Origin of the sequence: Mycoplasmopsis citelli (assembly GCF_900660645.1) — a bacterium.
GTDB lineage: Bacteria > Bacillota_I > Bacilli_A > Mycoplasmatales > Metamycoplasmataceae > Mycoplasmopsis > Mycoplasmopsis citelli.
In genome coordinates, this window is the sequence record NZ_LR215036.1 from 353124 (window position 1) to 371646 (window position 18523).

The 18523-nt window shown below is 27.5% G+C and carries 13 protein-coding genes; 1 reads left to right on the forward strand and 12 read right to left on the reverse strand.

Annotation, left to right across the window (positions count from 1 at the left end; genetic code table 4):
- Positions 1-21 precede the first annotated feature (21 nt).
- From EXC58_RS00980 to nadE, 8 genes are all read right to left on the reverse strand, one after another.
- Positions 22-273 carry a YneF family protein gene (locus EXC58_RS00980; protein WP_129725205.1) on the reverse strand — a complete coding sequence of 84 codons (252 nt, stop codon included), beginning with the start codon at positions 271-273 and terminating at the stop codon, positions 22-24.
- Between the two features lie 61 nt (positions 274-334).
- Positions 335-1417 (reverse strand): M42 family metallopeptidase, encoded by a 1083-nt coding sequence (locus EXC58_RS00985; protein ID WP_129725206.1) that lies wholly within the window; start codon positions 1415-1417, stop codon positions 335-337.
- 2 nt (positions 1418-1419) lie between these two features.
- Entirely contained in the window at positions 1420-3744 is a 2325-nt protein-coding gene (locus tag EXC58_RS00990; RefSeq protein WP_129725207.1) for a UU173 family protein, read from the reverse strand.
- A gap of 134 nt (positions 3745-3878) precedes the next feature.
- Positions 3879-4916: a nucleotidyl transferase AbiEii/AbiGii toxin family protein gene (locus tag EXC58_RS00995; RefSeq protein WP_129725208.1), complete on the reverse strand. Its 1038-nt coding sequence runs from the start codon at positions 4914-4916 to the stop codon at positions 3879-3881.
- Positions 4903-5511: a DUF6088 family protein gene (locus EXC58_RS01000; protein ID WP_129725209.1), complete on the reverse strand. Its 609-nt coding sequence runs from the start codon at positions 5509-5511 to the stop codon at positions 4903-4905. The genes EXC58_RS00995 and EXC58_RS01000 overlap by 14 nt, the downstream gene beginning before the upstream one ends.
- A gap of 355 nt (positions 5512-5866) precedes the next feature.
- On the reverse strand, positions 5867-6898 hold the full coding sequence (locus EXC58_RS01005; RefSeq protein WP_197723779.1) for a ZIP family metal transporter: 1032 nt from the start codon (positions 6896-6898) through the stop codon (positions 5867-5869).
- Between the two features lie 3 nt (positions 6899-6901).
- Complete coding sequence (locus EXC58_RS01010; protein WP_129725210.1) at positions 6902-7633, reverse strand: YebC/PmpR family DNA-binding transcriptional regulator; 732 nt, start codon at positions 7631-7633, stop codon at positions 6902-6904.
- A gap of 12 nt (positions 7634-7645) precedes the next feature.
- Positions 7646-8437 carry an NAD(+) synthase gene (nadE, locus tag EXC58_RS01015; protein ID WP_129725211.1) on the reverse strand — a complete coding sequence of 264 codons (792 nt, stop codon included), beginning with the start codon at positions 8435-8437 and terminating at the stop codon, positions 7646-7648.
- 261 nt (positions 8438-8698) lie between these two features.
- Between nadE and EXC58_RS01020 the strand changes: the two genes are divergently transcribed.
- A protein-coding gene (locus tag EXC58_RS01020; RefSeq protein ID WP_129725212.1) for an IS3 family transposase occupies positions 8699-10050 on the forward strand; the annotation gives its coding sequence in 2 pieces (ribosomal slippage) (positions 8699-9140 and positions 9140-10050; 1353 coding nt in all).
- Between the two features lie 8 nt (positions 10051-10058).
- Here EXC58_RS01020 and EXC58_RS01025 read toward each other — a convergent pair.
- From EXC58_RS01025 to EXC58_RS01040, 4 genes are all read right to left on the reverse strand, one after another.
- Positions 10059-11618: an APC family permease gene (locus EXC58_RS01025; protein WP_129725213.1), complete on the reverse strand. Its 1560-nt coding sequence runs from the start codon at positions 11616-11618 to the stop codon at positions 10059-10061.
- A gap of 174 nt (positions 11619-11792) precedes the next feature.
- A complete protein-coding gene (locus EXC58_RS01030) occupies positions 11793-13340 on the reverse strand; it encodes an APC family permease (RefSeq protein WP_129725214.1) in 1548 nt (515 codons plus the stop codon).
- A gap of 101 nt (positions 13341-13441) precedes the next feature.
- The gene (gene lon, locus EXC58_RS01035; protein WP_223211611.1) at positions 13442-16159 is read right to left on the reverse strand and encodes an endopeptidase La; all 2718 of its coding nucleotides are present in this window, start codon (positions 16157-16159) and stop codon (positions 13442-13444) included.
- A gap of 22 nt (positions 16160-16181) precedes the next feature.
- Entirely contained in the window at positions 16182-18515 is a 2334-nt protein-coding gene (locus EXC58_RS01040; RefSeq protein ID WP_129725215.1) for a class I tRNA ligase family protein, read from the reverse strand.
- Positions 18516-18523: the final 8 nt, after the last annotated feature.

The window sequence follows — 18523 nt, forward strand, 5'->3', positions numbered from 1 at the left end:
TAATAACCTGCTTTGATTATATTATTTGTTTTTGTCGTATTTTGCGTTTTGCATTGAACGCATAATTTGTCTAATTTGAGTTTCTGAAGCTGTTCTTCCCATTTGTTTAAACATTACACGAATCATTTTTTCTGAAACTGGAGGGTTTTCTTTAATTTGTTTTTCAAACATTCTACGAGCTAGTAAAAATGTAACAATAGCAGTAATTAAAACAACTAAAATAATTACTCCAATTATCATAATTGCAAAAACACCAGAGTTCATTGTAACCATATTTTTCTCCTTTAAAAAATCAAATTAGTAATTAATTTAATTTTAGCACATAATTAAAAAACTATTTGTATTGAATTTTTGAGTATTCTTCAGGTGAAAAATCTTCTAAAAACTTTACTAGTAAATCTCCAGCAGCCATTAAATCGCTAATTGAACAAACTCCAATAGGACTATGTAAATATCTTTGTGGGAGCGAAATTGTTAAAGTTGCAGCTCCGCCACGAGCATATTGAAGTTCGTGAGCATCAGTACCGCCTCCCATTGCAACAAATTTATAAGCTGGGATTTGATATTTTTTTGAAACTAAATAGACAAAATCAACTAATTTAGGATCCATTAAAGTGCCTCCGTCTTTAATTCTTAATGCAGCTCCGCCAAAAAGATGAGTTGTTCCAGAAATTGTGTTAATTGTATCATGAGAACTAGTTGTATCTAATGCAATGGCTACTTGTGGATTAACTAAACTAACTGAGGTTTTTGCTCCTCGAGTTCCCACTTCTTCTTGAACTGTTCCTACTAAATATAAATCAACATTTAAATCTAAATTAGCAACTTTGGAAGCAACATAATCAAGAACAGTAACTCCCGCACGATTATCCATTGCTTTTCCACCAATTAAATCAGGGTTTTTAAAATAAATAGTTTCTCCAGACATATATACTCTATTTCCGACTTCAACATGATTATCTAAAGCTTCTTGCTTGTTTTTAAAACCAAAATCAGCATATAAATCATTATTTGTTAGTGCTTTAGAAACTTGTTCCTTAGGCATAATGTGAATAGAAGTGTGTCCGAATACTCCTATAAATTCTTCGTTTTGTGAATTTAATAACTTGGCTTTAGTTCCAATAACTACGCTAGGTCACACCCCACCAATTGGAGAAAGCAATAATTGACCTTTATCATGAATTTCACGCACAATAAAACCAACTTCATCCATATGAGCTGCAATTAGTACTTTTGGAGCATTAGGATTTTTGCTTTTTTTGTGCATAATTAGTGATCCGAAATTATCGTAACTAAATTCAAAAGCTTTTGAATTTACATTATTTTTAAGTGCTTGAGCTACCGGCTCTTCATAGCGAGACATTCCTTCAAGTTCCATGTACTGAACTAATCTTTGTTTAAATTCTTCTTTATTCATTTTTATATCCTTGTAATTGTTAATTTGTTATTAATTATACTGTATTGAAAATTTTGTTCTTCAATTTGATATTCATAATTATCTATTTGAGGAAAAACACTTCGAATGGCTTGCATAATAAATTCATAGACCATAATCATTGCTCTTACGTCATTTTCACAATATTTTTTGAGTTCATTTTCAATAACATTTCATTGATTATCACCAGTAAAGCCATGATAACGTAAAATTGCTTCATTCATAGCCATGGTTCCTTTTTGAATAACTAATTCAGTATAAGGAACAATTAATGTTTTTAGTTTAATTTGATTATAAGTAATAAATTTTTCTACTTTTTTAATTGAACCTTGAAGTAAAAGTTTATCTAAAAACATAAAACTTTTATATTTTAAAGCACTATCAATGCTTTTAACTTGCATGCTTTTAATAATTGTTCCGTCTTGAACTTTAAAAGAAAAAATATGCTCATCTCCACAAAATTGTGGATATTTGGTTGTTAAATCTCGATATTTAAAGCAATCATATAAATCTATTGTATTTAAGTTAATATGTGTAATCATTTCTTTAAATGTAAATAAATCTAAATTTTGTTCTTCAAATCACTTACAAAATGGTGAATTTGGATTTTCTAAAACTTCCTTTTCAACTAAGTTATAAATTTCATTATTTCTAGTGTTTTCATAAGTTTTATTATAAACAATAAATAAATCTGCCTTGTTAGCGTAAATTAAATCAATTAGCACTACCAAATCTTCCAATTGGATATTTTTAGTATCAACTACATAATTAATTTTATCCACTTCTTTCCCGTTAATTGTTTCAATTACTGAAACTTGCGAAACAATTTGCTCATAAGAACGAGAGGTATTAATAATTGGAAACAAATCCGAAAATCCCTCATAGTCATATCAAATAATTCGTTGATTTTTAATATGCATTTTTTTAACCACTTCCAAAATACCTATATTAAAAAAATTAACTAAATTTTCTGAAACTTTTGTCGCTTTTTGAATATGTTCAAAATTTGTGTATTTTAATTTTAAGGCTTTAAAAAAAGTTTTACTAATATTTCACTGCTCAATTCCAAAAATATATGTTAAAAGGGCTAGAATTTCTTCATTTTGAATAAAGAGATTTTGAAGATATGCATCTTTGGAATATTTATATGTAATAACTAAATTTTTATTAACAAAATTTTGTAATATTTCCGCATTTTCCGGATCTGAAAAATCAGTTTGCACAAAATAACTAATATCTTCATAAACACAATTTTCACCATATTTTTCATAAGCAACATCAATTAATTGATAGTATCAATTAATGTCTTGGAACTCAATAAATTTCGGGGTTTTTCCTAAATTAAAGTTTACTTTAAAAGAATCACTATTTTTATTAACGTGATAATTAATTAAATCATCTGGGAGATAATCCAAACCTTGAATTCTAAAAACACTTAAAGGTAATTCTCTTCTGAGAGCTACTTTATAAAAAGAATAAAAAGCTTTATTATAATTTACACTTTCTAAAAATAAGCTTCCATCTCCAGTGCGAGCTAGAATTTCTTTATAAAAATTTTCCTTATAGCTTAATTTATTATTTCTTGCTGGTAAACTTTTACTTAAATGGGCCGAAAAACTCTCGCTAAAAACAATTTCTTTAACAGTGGTTTTTCGAAGTAAATTTATCACTGGGTCAATAATAATTACACTTGCATCTAAAATTTCATGAGTTTTTTTAGCAGTATTAATTAAATAAAAAAACTTATAAAAATTATCAAGTGGAGATTTAGCCGAATATCCTAAAAGAACCATTTTTTTAGCTGATTTATCAAATAAAAAACAATCAGCAACATACTCATAAATTTGGTTTTTACCAATAAAAACATAAGAAAAATGTGCATCAACAATAAGTTTGATACCATCATTATAGAGCATACTTTTTGTTAAGCTAATTTTTTGATCCACTTTTAAATTGCTTGGAATATAACCAATTTCTGATTCTAAAATTTGATATTTACTTGCATAAAATTCAATAGCTTTAGATTTTAATTTACGAAAATTTTGCAAAGCAATTAAATTAATATTATTAATGCTAGTTGTTTGATTATTTTCTAAATTTGTTTCCATTTCACCAAAATCAAAATCCGGAATTTCATCCATACTTTCAGAAAATAAATCTTGCTCTTCTTCTAAAAAAAGACGTTTTTTAGATCACTTTTGTTCAAAGCCATCATTTAGAGCTTTTATTAAATCATTCCCAACTCAAATTAAAGCTGGATTATTTCAAAAAACTCTTTTAAAGAGGTTTCATTTAATTATTTTATGCATATAAAATAATTATATTAGTATTTATTAAGATATAAAACATAACAAAGATAATTTTAAAAAATATTGATAATTTAAAATCCTTCAATATTGAAGGATTTTAAATTCTTTGTTTTTCGTATAAGATAAAAGTAATTTTATTGCTTGTTTTTTCATTTTTCAAAAGATTTAATTGCTTTATTTAAAGCATTTTCATGAACTTTTAAAACTTCGATAATTTCATCAAAACTAGCAATATCTCCAAAGATCATGCCTTTCATAGTTTCATAATCTTCTTGATAAGATGCTATAGCTTCTTCAGGAGGTACTAATTTTAATTTACCTTGATAAATTTCGTCATATTTTGCAAAATTACTTCGATAAAATTTCTTTTTAAATTCAATAACTGCTTCAAGTAAATCAAAATTTTTAAGACTTTTATCTCCTAAATCACTGCCGATCATTTTACATAAGTCATAAAAATGTCGCGAATATCTCTTTGGATAATTTCCATTTGTTCGATTAGCTTCACGATGTAAAATAGTTACCTTATCATAAAAAGTTCTTAACGAATCAACGACTTTCACATATATTTTTTCTGAAAAAGTATCTGGATAAAATTCTGATACATAAGATTTTATTTCTTTTTTAAAAGCTGGTATAGGTTCAGATAAAGTACTAAATTCTAATTTAATAATACTTAAAATTGTTGAATCTTCACCATATTCTTTTGGGTAGTCAAAACATATATTAAGCGGACTTTTTTCTTCAATGTAGAATCTAAATTTTTTACCTTTTAATACTCCTTTTAAATCACGCTTCAAAAGTGGGATAACTTCTCTTTTAAGAAAATTCGAAGTGTCTCAATTGATTTTTTGAATATATTGATCTTGTTTTCGATTGCTTCTATTTTCATATGGTTCATTTTCAGGATATCCCAAAGCAGTTCAATTAAGCGTTAAATCAATATCTTCAGAAAACCTATTAATTACATTATATGCTTTAGAAAGGCTTGTTCCACCTTTAAATACAATATAATCTTTATATTTAAAATCATTAAAAAGGTATTTTAAAAGGATGCAAACTCATAAGTCTTTTTCAATAATAGCAGGAGAAACATTCAACTTTTCTGCTGTATTATTAACAATTTTAGACCTTTCATCATAAGGTAAAGTAAAAATCTTATCGATTATCATTGATCTCCTTAATCTTCAATAAAACATTTCGAATTCAAAAGGAGACATTTTTTGTATCTTTTAGTAAATCTTCTTGAACATCTCGAGCATAAAAAGCTAAATCACGTATTTCGTTATTATTGATATATTTTCTTCCTAATCATCTAATTGCTTCAACTAAAATTGCAAACCTTCTTGAGCATGTTGAAATATAGTTTTTTGGTCTATTAATAAAAGTGATTTTTCTTTTACGATAAATATAAACTTTCGATGGACCATCTGAAATATATTCAAAAATAACAGGAACTTGTGTGGAAACACCAGTGTAATTTAAAGTTGCTTCGCGAGCAGGAGCAATGGTTCACCCGTTTTTTTGAGCAATTTTTTTAGCAACTTGCTCTGGATTAGGATATGAATACTCTCTTACTAAACCAATATAATAAGGTCTGGTGTATAAGCCATTAAGTAATCTTTCAATTTCACCTTCTTTAGCTAATTTAGATAAAATTGAAGCAATTGTATTTTTGCTAGCAATATGCTTAAAATCTTGAGCAGTATAAATTTCTCCTGCGTTTTTTTTCATAATTTCGTTAATTTGTTTTTTTAATGTTTGCATTTTTGCCTCTTTATATAATAAAATTATAATACTACAAACACAAATTCGTTAAAAGTTGTTTCAAACCACAAAAAATTAAGATTTACTAAAACAAAATTATTCCTTTAAATTTTTTAAATATTTTATTAATTTGTTGCCTCATTACGGCTTGTTCATTAATTAATTTAATATCTAGCATTTATAAAAATAACTTAGAAATTAGTGAATAAGCACTAAAAAACTATAGTCCCCATTCATTTAAGTAATAATTTTTTTAGTTGTTTTATTAAAAAAATTTAAGAAAATAAGAAAAAACTTATTTTTACTTTAATTTACAAAAGCAAAAATAAGTTTAAATTAAAACAAATATCTACATTTAATGTGTATGAATAGAAAGTAATACAACCGCAAAAATAACTCCAAGAAATAAAGTTCAAATGACTTTAAATCAACGTTTTTTACTCATTTTATAATGATAAAATTCCGGAAAAAATTCCACTAGCGAAGTAAATAAAAAAATTCCTCCAATGGTTGCAAAAATAAAAGATTTCATCTCTCAAGCTGAATCAATAAAGTTTCCTGAATAAACCCCAATAAGCATAAATGGTAAAAATAAAAATAATCCAAATACTGAAATAAACAGTGAAGTTCATTTTGAAAATCCACTATCTCTCAGACGATAGTAAAAAACAATTTCTTCAGGAATTAAGTGTAAAATCAAGCTAAAAATAAACACTAATGAAAGCGAATTACTTTGCCCTTGGAGCAACAAATTAATATTATATCCAAGTAATAACCCTTCAGGAATGCGGTGAGTGAGTAATAATACAAGGGCAATAACTTTTAATTTTGCTTCAACCTTATCTGTTAAAGTATTTTCGATAACTACAGCATTATCTTGAGCATTAAAAATATGGGTAGGATGTTCATGAGTATGTACTCCTCCATGTTCATCAGAATGTTCATGAACAAAGACTTGCATTTTTTTAGAGGCTAGCAACTTAGTATTGATCCGATATGAAATAACAAATTTAATAAAATAAGCTAAAACAACACCAAAAAATACTCCTCCGCCAACAAGTAAGATATTATATCCATAAATATATAATGATCGATTAGTTCAATTGCTTGGAATAAGAGCATCAGAATATATTGAAGAAATTTCTAGCGATTCGCGCATAAATCCAAAAGTGGACATAACAATAAAAAAACCAGTGGTAAAAGCATATAAATATACTTTCGAACGAGCATTAAGCTGCTGCTTAACAAAAGGAAAAAGAACTGAAATTATTATTGGAATAAATAATAATATCCCTAAAAAAAGTAGGACAATGATAAATTTAGCAACATTTTGACTTGAAGTTAAAACCCATAAATCAACAAATAAATTTCTTATAAATTCATGCATTTTTTAAGTGAGTTCAATATTGTGATACACTTCTTGAACATCATCATCTTCTTTTAATTTATCAACAAATTCAAGCAATTTAGCTTGCTTTTCAGAATCATATTCGACATACATATTTGGTAAATAAGTAACTTCACATTGAATAAAATCACTAATTGATAAATTTTCTTCAAGTGCATTTTTTAATGCACTAAAATTTTCTGGAAGAGCTGTTAAAATATAGCTTTCTTGCTCGCTTTCAATATTATCAGCTCCATTTTCAAGTCCTATTAGCATCAAAGTTTCTTCATCGACTAAAGATTTACTAATTTCAATAATCCCTTTTTTATCAAATGCAAAAGGGACTTGTCCGGTTTTTCCTAAAGTAGCATTTTGTTTATTAAAATATGATTGAATGTTTGATTTTACCCGATTTAAATTATCTGAAAGAGTTACCACAATAAAAGTTGCTCCACCCGGAACAGTTGCATTAAATACTGTTTCAACAAACGAAGAAGCTCCTTTATCTCCACGAGCTTTAGCGATTGCTCTTTCAATATTATCTTTGGGCATATTTTTACTACGTGCTTTAGAAATAGCTAACTTAAGTGCAGGATTTTTGTCTGGATCTGGTCCTCCTGCTCCAGAAGCTGCAACAAAAATTTCTTTAGAAAGCTTTTGAAAAACTTTTCCTCGTGCTGCATCTTGAGCATTTTTACGGTGTGCAATATTAGCTGAGTGTGAATGTCCGGCCATATTTTTGTTCTCCTATTTAACGTCTTTTGGTGTATATACTTTATCGCGTTTATGTTGTGAATTTTTGTGTAGTTGTTCAATTTTATCAACAATTTTAGGTTCTATATTTTTTTGAATGTTTTGAGTATCATTTAAATTATTAATATAAAAATCAAGTTGATCGTATGAAAATCCAAGCTCATTTTCGTCGCTTTGACCCTCTCAAAGACCAGCTGACGGTGCTTTATCCAAAATACTTTGAGGAACATTAAGTAGTGAAGCTAAAAATCTTACTTCTCCTTTAGTTAATTTACTAATAGGAAGCAAATCAGCTCCTCCATCACCAAATTTAGTAAAGTATCCAACAAAAACCTCATCAGCATTATCAGTTCCTAAAACTAGTGAATTATTTTGCTGTGCAATTGCATATAGTGTGGTCATACGTAAACGAGGTTTAATGTTAGCGACTGCTAAATGATTAGTTACATCTAAAATATTTAACATTTCCTTAAAAGGTTTGGTTAAATCTTTAACTAAAAATTTGCTACTGGTTGCTTGCTCTAATTGAGAAATGTGGTTTAAATCACTTTGAGTCATTTTTTCAATAGGCATAACAACACCGATTGTGTGGTTTGGAAATACTTGTTTAGCAATTGTATAAACAAGTGAAGAATCAATTCCTCCACTAATTCCAACAATAACTCCTTGAGCATTAGCATTTTTTACTTTTGTTTTGAGAAATTTTTTAATAGTTTCTAAATATTTTAAAGCTGTTTCTTTGTCATAAAAAGCTTGATTGTTTTGATATGAAGTTATTTTACTCATGATTACACCAATATTAATATAGATTTTATATTTATTTTATCATAAAAATATATATTCCGGTTTAGTAATATATGCTAATTATAAAATGCAGAATTAATTCTGCATTTTATAAAACTATGATATTTTAAATTAATTTTAAATATTTTAAAAGCTAGTTAATTATTGCTTATTGGAATTATTTTTATTTTGTAAATCTTCTTGTGGATTGATATGAACCCCTAAAGTTGGACAATAAAATCCAAAATTAAGGGGTTCATTTTTATGAAACTAAGTTACGAAGACAAAATCAAAATATATCAATTACGTAAAAAAGGATTTACTGAAAAATCTTTAACAATAAAATTTAGAGTAAATCGTGCAATTATAAAATATATTGTCGCACTGATAAATCGTCACGGAATTGAAATTGTTAAAAAGACTAAAAATCAATATTATTCTCCACAAATAAAATTAGAAATGATTAATCAAGTTCTTCTTAAAGGACATTCTACAAGAGAAATTTCACTTCAATATGGATTACCTAATTGAGGAATTCTTTCAAATTGAATTATTCAATACAAGAAAAATGGGTATACTATTGTTGAAAAGAAAAAAGGAAGGCCATCAAAAATGGGACGTAAACCAAAGAAAACTTGAGAAAAATTAACACCACTTGAAAAAGCTAAACAAGAGATTGAATATCTTAGAACTGAGGTGATTTTCCTAAAAAAGTTAAAAGGGATCCCGTTGGATCAAAAAGACTTACAGAATATAAAAGCCAAAAAGTTAAAGAAATGGTCGACGAAGGATTCTCATTAAAAATTTTATTAAAAATTGCTCAACTATCACGTTCAACTTATTATTATCATCTTAAAAAAATCAATTCAGCTGATAAAAATAAAAATTTTAAAGACGAAATTATATCTATATATAATGAACATAGAGGCAGTTATGGATATCGTCGTATTACTTTAGAACTCAAAAATCGTGGATATTTGGTAAATCATAAAAAAGTAAAAAGACTTATGAATTTGCTAAATTTAATTGGCGGAAATCGTAAGCGTAAAAAATATAAATCATACAAAGGCGAAGTGGGCAAAAAAGCTCCAAACCTTATTAATCGAGATTTTTATTCTAAAAAACCATTGCAAAAATGTTACACTGACATTACTGAATTTGCTTTACCTAGTCATTCTCAAAAACTTTATTTGTCAGCTATTTTAGATGGTTATAATAGCGAAATTATCAGTTTTACTATATCTCGCTCCCCAAATTTATTGCAAGTTGAAAAAATGCTTAAAAAGGCTTTCACAAAAGCTAAATATAGTGGAACAATTTTACACAGTGATCAAGGTTGACAATATCAACATAATAGTTATCACAAATTTTTAAATTCTAAAGAGATAAAAGCTTCAATGTCCCGAAAAGGTAATAGTCCAGATAATGGGATGATGGAATCATTTTTTGGAGTTTTAAAAACAGAAATGTTTTATGGCAAGGAACATACTTTTAAATCGCTTGAACAATTAGAAAAAGCTATTATCAATTACATTGATTACTACAATAACAAAAGAATTAAAGTTAGATTAAAAGGACTTAGCCCTGTCCAATACAGAACTAAGTTCCTTCAATAATTTTTTGTCTAACTTTTGGGGTTCATATCAGGATCTAAATTATAAAATGATGTTTTTCTTTTTGAAGAATAAAAAAGTTCAGTTGGAGTAAGTTTTGCTTCTTGAAGTTCTTTTTTAGTATTGTGCTCAGCAATAAAGAATAAAATGTACCCAAGAAGCAAGACAACAGGATAAAGTGCGATATTGAGTGTATTTTCAACCCCTCAGTTTAAAATGATATATGTTTGGTTATTTTCGGTTTTTGTATCAATTGGGAAGAAAAATAAAAATAAAATAATGATAATCAAAACAAAAGAAACTGCTTGAATAATTAAAGAGACAATATTTTTTCAATTGGTTTTATCTTTAATTTTTCCTTTATGATAATAAACAAAAAAGGTAATAAAACCAAGTACATATTGAAATAAACCACTAGCCCCGCTAATTCCAGCGGCTCTTCGAATTGCTAAATCAAAATCTGTTTTCTCACTAATTAAGGAAACAAAAAACACTAAAACCATTAAAGTAAGCGATAAAATTAATGTTAAATAAATAATTCTTGAAAATTTATTTTTGTTATTTTTAACAAGAAAATATTTAGATAAATAACCATCTTCGCTTAAAGGTACTAGCTTAAAGGAATTAGTTATAATTCCAGAAATGCGTGAAGCAATTGAATTTGAAAGTGATCCAATTGCAAAAAACGAAAGTGTAGTAATTCCTCCAACGGCTCTATATATATCTGAATAACCTTGAATTCTTTTAAATGTTTCTGAATTATTAGTTGCTCCAAGAGGTAGACCACTAAGGATTAATAATCCAACTGCATAAATAGCAAAAACAATAATAAAAAGCAAGCTTAAATTCTTTTTAAAAGATTTAGTTTTAACCTCAGGAGACATAACTGAAAGGTCTTCAAATCCGCCATATGAATAAAAGAAGGCAGTTGTTATTTGAATAATTTGAGTTATGCTAATTTTTCTTGGTTTTGATTTATAAGTGAGTAGATAATTTTCTTGAAAACCAATTCCAGCACTTTGAGCAATAAGAACAATTGCTAAAATAAATGCAGTTGCAATCACTAATCATTTAATTAATGCAAAAGAGAAAATTAATCCTTTACTTAATTTATAACCTAGAGTTGAAATAAAAGTTAAAAATACAAAAATAGCTAAACCAAATCCAATTAAAATTCACTGAGCTACTCTATCATCTGTATTAATAAAAGAAGAAAAAACTGAAACTAAAAATAAAGGAACAGTTGCTGAAGAAATTAATGGTCCAATGTAATTGTTTCATCCAGTAATGAAAATGAACATTCTTGAAGTTAATTTTTTACGTTCAAAAGCTTCAGATGCATAAATATAAGGACCACCAAAACGTTCAGATGAAGACTCTGACATTTTTGAATAACAAAGCATAACAGCTAAAGCAATAAACGTTGAAATAAGAAAAACCAAAATTCAAAGTGGACCCAATTCAAATAATGATAATGCAGTTGCTACAAAAACAAAACCTGCAATATAATTAATTCCAAAGGTGATAAATTGTCTAGAGCTAAAATGCTTTTGTGTAGTTTTTGTGTTCATAATAAAATTTTAATTAATTATTAAATTCTTTCTAAATATTTAAATCTTTTTTGGATTATAAAATTATATTATTTATTTAAAAATATCAAAATGCTTACAAAAATATGATGTTTTTGCATTTTTTAGATTTTAGTTTTAAAATAAATCTAAAAATTTAATTGTAATTTTTAATTATTATCTTTTATTTTTAAAATTGTTTTTTGAATCTAAACTTATAAAATGAGATTGTTTTTGAGATAACTTTATGTTTTTATTTTGTTTTTTAGAGCTTCGTTCAGCAATAAAAAACAAAACATAACCAAGAGATAAAATTGCTGGATAAATTGTAATATTAAGAGTGTTTTGAATTCCTCAATTTAAAATAACATGTGTTTGATTAGTTCCGGGTTTTATTGCTGTATCCAATGGGAAAAAGAATAAAAACAAAATAATAGCAATAAAAACTAATGAAAAGGCTTGAATAATTAAAGAGATGATATTTTTTCAATTACTGCGATCTTTGAGTTTGCCTTTATGATAATAAACAAAGAAAGTAATAAAACCAAGGAAATATTGAAATAGTGCACTTGCTCCTCCAATTGATGCTGCTTTAGAAACTGCTGAATCAAAATCGCTTGAACCACTAGCAAGAGAAACAAAGAAAATCACTAACATTAATATTAATGTAAGTATTAAAGTTAAATAAATAATTCTTGAAAATTTATTCTTGTTATTTTTAGCAAGAAAATATTTAGGTAAATATCCATCTTCGCTTAAAGGTACTAGCTTAAAGGAGTTGGCTAATGTTATCGAAATTCTTGAAGCAATTGAATTTGAAAGTGATCCAATTGCAAAAAATGATAAAGCAGTTATTCCACCAATGGCTTTATAAATGTCTGAATAACTTGAAATTCTTTGTTTTACTTCAGATGAACCATTTCCTCCAACTGGTAAACCACTAAAAATCACTAAACCAATTGCATAAATGATAAAAACACCAATGAAAGTTAAATTTAAAATTTTCTTAAAAGATTTTGTTTTAACTTCAGGAGACATTGTTGAAATATCTTCAAGTCCACCAAATGAAAAGAAAAAGGCAGTTGTTATTGTCGCGATTTTACTTAAAGTTATTTCTTTTGGCTTGCCATTATAAGTTAATAGGTAATTTTCGCTAAAACCAATTCCAGCACTTTGAGCAATTAAAATAATTGCTAAAACCATTGCTGTAGCAATAATTAATCACTTAATTGTTGCAAAAAATAAAACTAATCCTTTGCTTAATTGATATCCTAAAGTTGAAATAAAAGCTATTAATATAAAAACTGCTAAACCTCCAATAATTAAACCTCATTTTGCACTTGGATTATTTGTGTCTATAAAAGAAGAAAAAACCGAAACAAGAAATAACGGAAAGGCCGCAGAATAAAGTAAAGGTCCCACAAAATTATTTCATCCAGTAAGAAAAATGAACATTCTTGAAGATAATTTTTTGTGTTCAAGTGCTTCAGTTGCATAAATATAAGGACCACCAAAACGATTACTTGAAGTTTCTGACATTTTCGAAAAACAAAGCATAACTGCTAAAGCAATAAATGAACAGACTGCAAAAACCAAAATTCAAAGTGGACCTAATGAAAATAATGAAAATGCCGTTGCAATAAATCCAAATCCGGCAATGTAATTAATTCCGAAGGAAAGAAATTGTTTGGAAGTAAATGGTTTTTGATTGTTATTTGTGCTCATAAAATCCTTATTAAGTAAGTTTATTTAAAAATATTAAAAAGTTTTTATAAAAGCTATGTTCCTGATTTTAGGAACATAATAAATAATAAGAAAATTTAAAATTATTCTGCCTCTTCAGAGGTAATAATTTGTTTTTTAGGTTCATTACCAAGAAAAATTACATCGTAAATATCATCATAAGTTTCAACTGGAATATAAATTAATTTGCTTTTAATTTCATTTGAAACTTTGAGTAAATTTCTTTGATTATCATTAGGAATAAATACATACTTGATTTTATGTTGGTATGCTGCAAATGATTTTTCTCTTAATCCTCCAATTTCAAGAACTCTTCCACGCAGAGTAATTTCACCAGTCATCGCATATTTTGTGGATACAGGTTGATTTTTAATTGCTGATAAAATGGCAGTGGTAAAGGTCACTCCAGCACTAGGTCCATCTTTTGGAGTTGCACCTTCAGGAACGTGAATGTGGATGATATTTTCTTCAAAATTGAATTTTTCAATACCAAATTTTTTGGCATTTGCTCGAACATATGATAGTGAAATCATTGCTGATTCTTGCATTACTTCTTTAAGAGAACCAGTTAGTTTTAGTTCGCTTTTTCCTTTAAAAATATTTACTTCAATTTGTAAAAGCGATCCGCCATATGAAGTATAAGCAAGTCCATTAACTACCCCAGGTCCATATTCAGGCTCAGGTTTTTCGGTGTTATAAACAATTGGCCCTAAAAATTCATCTAGTACTTTAGTGTCAATATTAAATTCAGAAATACTTTTATCAAATTCAGTTTGCTTGCTGATTTTACGAGCAACTTTATCTAAAACTTTTTTAAGTCCCCGTACTCCACTTTCACGAGTGTAGTGTTTGATAATGTATTTTAACATCTCATCAGAAAGTTTAAATAAATCTTCATTAATATATGATTGTTCAATTACTTTTGGAAGTAAGTGTTTACGACCAATTTGCATTTTTTCACTTAAAGTATAAGCTGGAACTTCAATAAGTTCTACCCGATCAAGTAATGCTTCAGGAATTCCTTCATAATAATTTGCTGTAGCAATAAAAATTACTTTTGAGAGGTCATACTCATGCTCTAAATAATGATCTTGAAATTTGGTATTTTGCTCTGGATCAAGAACCTCAAGCATTGCACTAGCTGGATCTCCTTTGATTGCATCAGAAGACATTTTATCAATTTCATCAAGTAAAATAATTGGATTAGATACTTTTGCTTTTTGAATAGCTTTAATAATTTTTCCAGGCATTGCTCCCACATAAGTTTTTCGGTGTCCACGAATTTCAGATTCATCCCGCACTCCACCAAGAGAAACTTTAACCATTTTACGCCCAAGTGCTTCTGCAATTGCTTTACTTAATGAGGTTTTTCCAGTCCCTGGAGGTCCAATTAATGTAAGAATTGGAACATTATTAAATGATTTTAATTCGTTTTCGTTTTCTTTAAATAAAGATAAATCAATTTCAGTATTTTTATCAACAGAAATTCGTTTTTTATTATTAACATCAGAAACGCGTTTAGCTTTCATTAATACAGCAATATGTTCAATGATCCGATCTTTAACTTCCTTAAGTCCGTAGTGGTATTTATCTAAAGTTTCTTGAACTTTTCCAATATCAAGTTTTTCTTTTTGGGTTAATCTTCAAGGAAGCTTTTTCATTAAATCAATATAAGTTTTGGTGATATTAACTTCTGGAGATGTAATCATCATCTCAGAAATACGATTAGTTTCTTTTTCAATTGATTTTTGAATTCAAAGAGGATATCTTTTAGACATTTTTTGATTTTTGATTGTCTCTTGATACTCATCTAATTCTTCTTCTTTAGCAACCATATCTTTAAGAGTTTTATAACGTTCTCTTAACATGTACTCATCTTGTTGTTCATTAAGTTTTGTTGCAATTTTTCGGTTAATTTTGTGTTCAATTGTAGCTAAAAATAAAATATTTTTTTGAACTGTTTTGCTAAATTCTAAAAATGAATCTCAATGAAATTCGTATAAAAATTTATATTTTAAAATATTAGGAGCAACAATTTTTTCTAAGAAACTAAAAATGGTAAACTCATTTTCAAAATCTACTCCAGCTTCATCACTTGCTTTATGAAATGGATGTGAATTATAAAGTTTTAAAATGCTTTTAATGGTACTTGGATTGTTTCTTTCTGATGGAATTCTTTGGAAAATTGTGTTGGTAAATTCAGCTTTCCCACTTGGAGCTTTATCAATAAAATCATTAAAAGTGGTTCGGAAATTGGTTTTTTGTAATTCGCTGTGGTGATCTTTTAAATCTGAAAAAATTGCTAATTCAAAATCAGCTTCTCCAAGCACTTGATTTTTTTCAATAACTTTATTTGTAGTTTCCTGATCTTTTTTAATTAATTGAACTTCCGATTTAATTTCTTCAATTTCAAATTGTGAGAGTGCTTTGTAAGTTATAATGTATTGATTATTATTTTCTAAAATTTCAAGAACTTTAACATATAAACCGGTTGCATATAAATTTAAATCAGTATCTAAATCAAGGCTAATTTTAAATTCTTCCATAGTTTCGTTTGCTTCTGGATAACTTTCAAAACGTCCTGCACGATAAACAATGACTAAATTTTCAGTAAACTCATTTACTGCATTTGAATGGGTAACTAAATAAAGTTTTTTAAATAATTCTAAACGAGCACTATTAGCTGGTTCTTTATTAATATCAATAGCAATTTGGTGGATTGCACCAGGAAAAGCAACATTATCCATATCGGTAGTGATGTAATGAGCTTTAATTAGTTTGTTTGATTGGTTGATTTGCATTTGTATCTCTTTCATTTTTATATTATTTAACAACAAAGTTAATTAACTTATTAGGAATAAAAATTTCCTTTATAATGGTTGAATTTTCCAGTCACTTTTGGACATTTTGCTTAGCAATTTGTAAAATTTGTTCTTTAGTAAGATCTTTGTTTACTGAAATTTCGCTCCGAAGCTTCCCATTAATTGTAATTGCATAAGTAACTTTTTTTACTTCTAGTGCATTAGAATCAATAGAAAAATCATATAAATTCTCTAAATTAAAAAATTTCTCAGACAATTCTCAAGCAAAGTGCGGAATAAAGGGTTCTAAAATATGAAGTAAAACATAAAACATTTCAGTAATTAAACTGCAATTATTTATTTTATCATATTCATTTAGTGTTTCCATTGTTCAAGAAATTAAAGTATTAAAAGCATATTCATTTTGTGGATTTAAAAAAATCTCACTTTCTTTTTGAAGTCCTAAATATAATTTATGTCTTGCTTTTTGTTCCTGTTCATTTAATTGTGCATGAACAATGTTTTTAAAATCGCTATTTGGATTAACTTCAAATGAGCGTTCCCATAATCGTTTAATAAATTTAAACGAACCATTAATCCCAGAATTACTTCATTCTAATTCTTTTGTTGGAGGTGCAGCAAAAAGAATAAATAATCTAGTGGTATCAGCTCCATATTTAGCGATAATTTCTGAAGGTTCAACGGTATTTCCTTTTGATTTAGACATTTTAGCACCATCTTTAAGGACCATTCCTTGAGTAAGTAAATTTTCAAAAGGTTCTCTAAAGCTTACTAAATTTAAATCAGCTAAAGCTTTAGTAAAAAAGCGTGCATAAAGCAAGTGTAAAATAGCGTGTTCAATTCCTCCGATATACTGGTCAACTTTATTTCAGTAATTTAAATCTTGATCACTGAAAATTGTGTCATTTCGTAAATTTGAAGGAGTAGTGTAGCGTAAAAAATATCAACTTGATTCAAAAAAGGTATCTAAAGTATCTGTTTCTCTTTTAGCTGGTGATCCGCATTTATAACAAGTAATATTAACTCAATCCTTAGTGCTTTCTAAAGGGTTTCCTTGGCCACTAAAAACAACATTTTCTGGCAAAGCAACGGGTAAAGAATTTAAATTTTCAGCAATAGTTCCACATTTTTGACAATGAATAAGGGGGATGGGAGTGCCTCAATATCTTTGACGAGAAATCCCTCAATCACGTAAGTTGTATTTAGTTTCTAAAATTAATTTATCCTTTGAAATATTGCGATAATCCTTATTTAAAATTTCAATATTATTAGCTTGCATAAAAGCAAAATGAGTTTTATTATGTGAGCTAACAAATTGAATATTTTTAGTTAAATTAATACTTGCAAAATCACTTAAATATAAATCTAAAGTAATGTTGCTATGTTCAATAGTAGCTTGATAAGGTAATTTTAAAGCCAATTTATCACTAAAAATTTTATTATTAACATTTGAAGTAATCTTTTCAACAAACTGTTCTTGGGTTTTATTTAAAAGATTTTGTTCTTTTAATTTTTTAACTAATTGGTGTGAAGTTCCAAGTGCAATGAAATCTGCATTTAATACATTATCTAAATGTCCTTCATAAATTGGAATGTCAATTTGACTATTATCAAGTAAATTTTTAACTTTTAAGTTAAATTTATATTCTTGTTTTTTGCCAATTCAATTTTTTTGCATTGAAAGAACTTGATCTGGTCAGTGATTTTTTAAAATTTGCAAATCTGCTAATAATTCATCAGCATAATCAGTAATTTTAAGATAATAAGTTTCAAGTTCCTTTTGAATAATAACATTGTCACAACGCCAACATTTATTATCAATAACTTGCTCATTAGCTAAAACAGTATTATCATTTTCACAAAAATTAAGTGAACTTTTTCGTTTATAAATTAACCCTTTTTCTCAAAGTTTAATGAAAAGAAATTGCTCTCATTTAGTGTAAGATTCATCAGCAGTAATAAGCTCATAATCTCATGCTACCGAAATTCCAAGCTTTTGGATTTCTTGGTCCATTGAAGCGATATTTTCATAAGTTCATTGACGTGGATGAATTTGGTGTTTAATAGCAGCATTTTCAGCTGGGAGTCCAAAAGCATCTCATCCAAAAGGATGAAAAACATTATACCCTTTGCGACGATAAAAACGTGCTATTGCATCACCAATTGAATAATTACGAACATGTCCCATGTGAATTTTTCCACTTGGATAAGGGAACATACTTAAAATATACTTTTTAGGCAAAGTGAAATCTTTAAGTGGTTCATGGGTTTTGTGCTTTTTTCAATATGCTTGTCACTTAGCGTCAATATCTAAAAAGTTATATTCTTTGTCCATAATTCTCC